We start from the raw sequence: 2,791 nt of genomic DNA on the forward strand, positions 1-2,791 counted from the left end.
CGGCGAGGTGCTGCCGACGGCGGTATTCACCGAGCCCAACACGGGCTCTGACCTCGCCTCCCTCACCACGCGCGCGGTGAAGGACGGCGACGTTTACCGCATCACCGGACAGAAGACCTGGATCACGCACGCCGCGCGCGCCGATCTGATGACCGTTCTTGCGCGCACCAACCCCAACGAGAAGGGCTATCGCGGGCTGTCGATGTTTCTCGCACCGAAGCCGCGCGGCACCGACGAGGATCCGTTCCCGGCGCAAGGCATGAGCGGCGGCGAGATCGAGGTGCTCGGCTATCGCGGCATGAAGGAGTTCGACATCTCCTTCGACGGCTTCGCCGTTCCGGCGGCCAATCTTCTCGGCGGCGTCGAGGGCCAGGGCTTCAAGCAATTGATGCAGACCTTCGAGGCGGCGCGCATCCAGACCGCGGCGCGCGCCATCGGTGTGGCGCAGTCTGCGCTCGATCTCGGACTCCGCTACGGCATGGAGCGCATCCAGTTCGGCAAGCCGATCGTCTCTTTCCCGCGCGTCTCCGACAAACTCGCGATGATGGCGGCGGAGATTCTTATCGCGCGCCAGCTCACCTATTTCGCCGCGCGCGAGAAGGACGCGGGCCGGCGCTGCGATCTCGAGGCCGGCATGGCCAAGCTGCTCGCCGCGCGCGTGGCCTGGGCAGCGGCCGACAACGCGCTGCAGATCCACGGCGGCAACGGCTTCGCGCTCGAATATCCGATCAGCCGCGTGCTGTGCGACGCGCGCATCCTGTCGATCTTCGAAGGGGCCGCCGAGATCCAGGCGCAAGTCATCGCCCGGCGCCTGCTCGAGGGCTGACGGTCGCCAATTGAAACCAAACCGGCGCCAAACCGGTTGGACAAACGGAGGAGACGAATGGGTGTGAAGAAGCTTGCCCTGATGGCATTCGTGGCGTCGGCCGTCGCGAGTCCGGCCTATGCCCTCGACGTGAACAAGAAGATCGCGGCGCCGGCGCAGATGCTCGCAATCTGGTCGACCATCTCCGAGTTCTGCTCGATCAAGGATTGGCACCCGGCCGTCGCCGATTGCAAGGAGAGCCAGGAGGGCAGCGACACGTTCCGGGTTCTCACGCTGAAGGATAACGGTGGAACGATCAAGGAGAAGCTCACCGCCTCGGACGACACCAGCTACAGCTACGAGATCATCGATCCGAGCCCGCTGCCGGTGAAGAATTATTCGGCCAAGCTGTGGGTCGAGCCGGACGATCGCGATCCCGGCCGCACCGTGATCCACTGGGATGCAACCTTCGAGGCCAACGGCAAGAGCGACGACGAGGCGAAGAAGACGATCGGCGACATCTTCATGGCCGGGCTCAAGTCCATCAAGCAGAAGACCATGCCGCCGGAAGGCAGCGTCGGCGGCGATTAGACCGCATGCAGGAGACCGGGCGGTCGATTCTCATTACCGGCTGCTCATCGGGCATCGGGCTTGCCTCGGCGCGCGAGATGAAGGCGCGCGGATGGCGCGTGTTCGCCACGGCGCGGAAGCCGCAAGACATCGAGCGGCTGCGCGATGAGGTCGGTGTGGAGAGCCTCTATCTCGATTATGCCGAACCTCCTTCAATCGAAGCCGTGGCGCGGCACGTGCTCGAAGCCACGGACGGCAAGCTCTCCGCGCTCTTCAATAACGGGACGTATGGCCAGCCTGGGGCGGTCGAGGATTTGCGGCCAGAGGTGTTGCGCGCGCAGTTCGAGGCGGGCTTTTTCGGCTGGCACGACCTCACGCGGCGGGTCATCCCGGCCATGCGCGGCAACGGGGAGGGGCGCCTAGTATTCTGCTCCTCGGTGCTCGGGCTTGTCGCGGCGCCCTACCGCGGCGCCTATTGCGCCGCCAAATTCGCCGTCGAGGCGCTCGCCGATTCGCTTCGCATCGAGCTCCGTTCCTCGGGCATCAGAGTCATCCTCATCGAGCCGGGGCCGATCGCGAGCCGCTTCGTCGAGCATGCGCTCGAGGCCTACCGGCGCAATATCGATCTCGAAGGCTCGCCCCACCGCGACATCTATCGCGCGCGCATCGCGCGGCTCGAGGAAGGCGGCAGCCAGACCTTCAAGCTCGGGCCCGAGGCGGTCGCTTTGAAGCTCGCCCATGCGCTCGAAAGCAGGCGGCCGATGCCGCGCTATTACGTCACGATTCCGACCTATGCCGCGGTTCTCTTTCGCCGCGTCCTGCCGACCCGCGCGCTGGACGCGATTGCCGCCAGCAACTAATGTCCGCTCCGGGCGTTGACGCCCAAGGAGCCTCCCATGGAACGCGTCGTCCACTACGCCATCCCCTTCGCGCTCGCAGCCGTGGCCGCCGTCCTGCTCGCAGGGTTGTGGAACATGCTGCGCGGCGGGAGCCCCAATCTAAGCCAAAAACTGATGCGCTGGCGGGTGGTCCTGCAATTCATCGCGATCATCATCGTGATGACCGCGATCTACCTCGGCGGCAAATTTCCCATGTAACGAAGGCTTGACCGCTTTCGGCGTCAAGCTACGCTAGGATTTAAGACGCGGGGCCCAATTTTCAGGCCTTGGCAGAACTTGGCTTCGACGCATGCTCGCGCGAAAAGTCCTCGACTTTTCAAGGCCATGCGCCAAGGCGGGCAGCGATGGTCGTCCTCAACAAGATCTATACGCGGACCGGCGACGACGGCACGACGGCGCTCGGCTCCGGGCGCCGCGTGGCGAAATACGATCTGAGAGTCGAGGCCTATGGCACGCTCGATGAGACCAATGCCGCAATTGGCGTGGCGCGGCTCCACACGCGCGACGCCGATCCCGT

At 65.1% G+C, this 2,791-nt stretch carries 5 protein-coding genes; all 5 read left to right on the top strand.

Annotated features, from left to right (window positions below; all coding sequences use genetic code 11):
- Positions 1–826, top strand: an 826-nt coding sequence (locus VFB18_RS01270; RefSeq protein WP_324970465.1) for an acyl-CoA dehydrogenase, incomplete at its 5' end; no start/stop codon positions are given.
- A 57-nt stretch (positions 827–883) separates the two neighbouring features.
- Complete coding sequence (locus tag VFB18_RS01275) at positions 884–1,396, top strand: SRPBCC family protein (protein ID WP_324970466.1); 513 nt, start codon at positions 884–886, stop codon at positions 1,394–1,396.
- 5 nt (positions 1,397–1,401) lie between these two features.
- Positions 1,402–2,235, top strand: coding sequence for an SDR family NAD(P)-dependent oxidoreductase (locus tag VFB18_RS01280; protein WP_324970467.1), 834 nt, complete (start codon positions 1,402–1,404; stop codon positions 2,233–2,235).
- A gap of 36 nt (positions 2,236–2,271) precedes the next feature.
- Positions 2,272–2,472, top strand: a complete 201-nt coding sequence (locus VFB18_RS01285) for a twin transmembrane helix small protein (RefSeq protein WP_324970468.1) — start codon at positions 2,272–2,274, stop codon at positions 2,470–2,472.
- A gap of 146 nt (positions 2,473–2,618) precedes the next feature.
- A partial coding sequence (locus tag VFB18_RS01290) for an ATP:cob(I)alamin adenosyltransferase (protein WP_414675623.1) occupies positions 2,619–2,791 on the top strand: 173 nt, incomplete at its 3' end.

It is taken from the genome of Methyloceanibacter sp., assembly GCF_035650995.1.
GTDB lineage: Bacteria > Pseudomonadota > Alphaproteobacteria > Rhizobiales > Methyloligellaceae > Methyloceanibacter.